This window comes from Bartonella sp. CL71SXKL, assembly GCF_042194935.1.
Classification (GTDB): domain Bacteria; phylum Pseudomonadota; class Alphaproteobacteria; order Rhizobiales; family Rhizobiaceae; genus Bartonella.
In genome coordinates, this window is sequence record NZ_JBHINI010000087.1 from 1 (window position 1) to 939 (window position 939).

Below are 939 nucleotides of genomic sequence, written 5' to 3' on the forward strand. Positions count from 1 at the left end.
GCTCGGTAGCTTTAACAATCCAATCAAAAGCAAATGCATATTCAATAAATATCTGCAAAAAACGTTCTTTTTACATTTGGAAGCGTTGGTTTTTACAAAGCAGCTTTTCATAAGATAAATAAACAATTATGGTTTTTTGTTACCATTTTTATCAAGTCAATTTTATTAATAATAGTTATTAAAAAATCACAAAATTAGAATAACCACTTGAAAATATACCCATATGGGTATATTAATAATCATGAGTAAAATAAAACGTATCATATGGCTTGGTTCTTCACTCAAAGATATAAAAAGTCTTCCTGATCTTATTCAACAAAGGATTGGTTATGCTCTTTATCTTGCTCAGATAGGAGATAGAGGAGAAAATGTTAAGGTTCTCAAGGGGTTTGGATCTGCCAATGTTCTAGAAATTATTGAACGCGATATTCAAGGAACTTATCGCGCTGTTTATACGATACAATATAAAAAATCTCTTTATGTGTTGCATTGTTTTCAGAAAAAATCGACCCGTGGCATTGCAACACCAAAACCAGACATTAATCTGATTAAAGAACGTCTCAAGTTAGCAGAACAATTAGAAGGGAATTAAAATGATCAATGTTTTTCACGGTAGTTCCAATGTTTATGCGGATCTTGGCTTTTCAGATTCCAGAGAGATGCTTATCAAAGCGCAACTTGCTCATAAGATTAGTCAAATTCTGAAAGAAAAGAACTTAACACAAAAACAGGCTAGTCAACTTTTGAAAATGACTCAACCAAAACTGTCTAAACTCTTAAGTGGAGAATTTCGAGGAATTAGTGAAATGAAAATGCTTGAGTGTTTGGCAAAATTGGGAAACGATATAAAGATTATTGTTAATCCGAAAGAAGTTAAAACGCTTGAAGGACATTTTGAAGTTGTTTTTTCTTCTTAAACTTCTTTATGATTAGCTTTTT

The 939-nt window shown here is 31.4% G+C and carries 2 protein-coding genes; both read left to right on the forward strand.

Annotated elements, in window-relative coordinates:
* Positions 1–241: 241 nt before the first annotated feature.
* Positions 242–592, forward strand: coding sequence for a type II toxin-antitoxin system RelE/ParE family toxin (locus ACFILA_RS09605; protein ID WP_041581387.1), 351 nt, complete (start codon positions 242–244; stop codon positions 590–592).
* A 1-nt stretch (position 593) separates the two neighbouring features.
* Positions 594–917, forward strand: a complete 324-nt coding sequence (locus tag ACFILA_RS09610; protein WP_015856199.1) for a helix-turn-helix domain-containing protein — start codon at positions 594–596, stop codon at positions 915–917.
* Positions 918–939 lie beyond the last annotated feature (22 nt).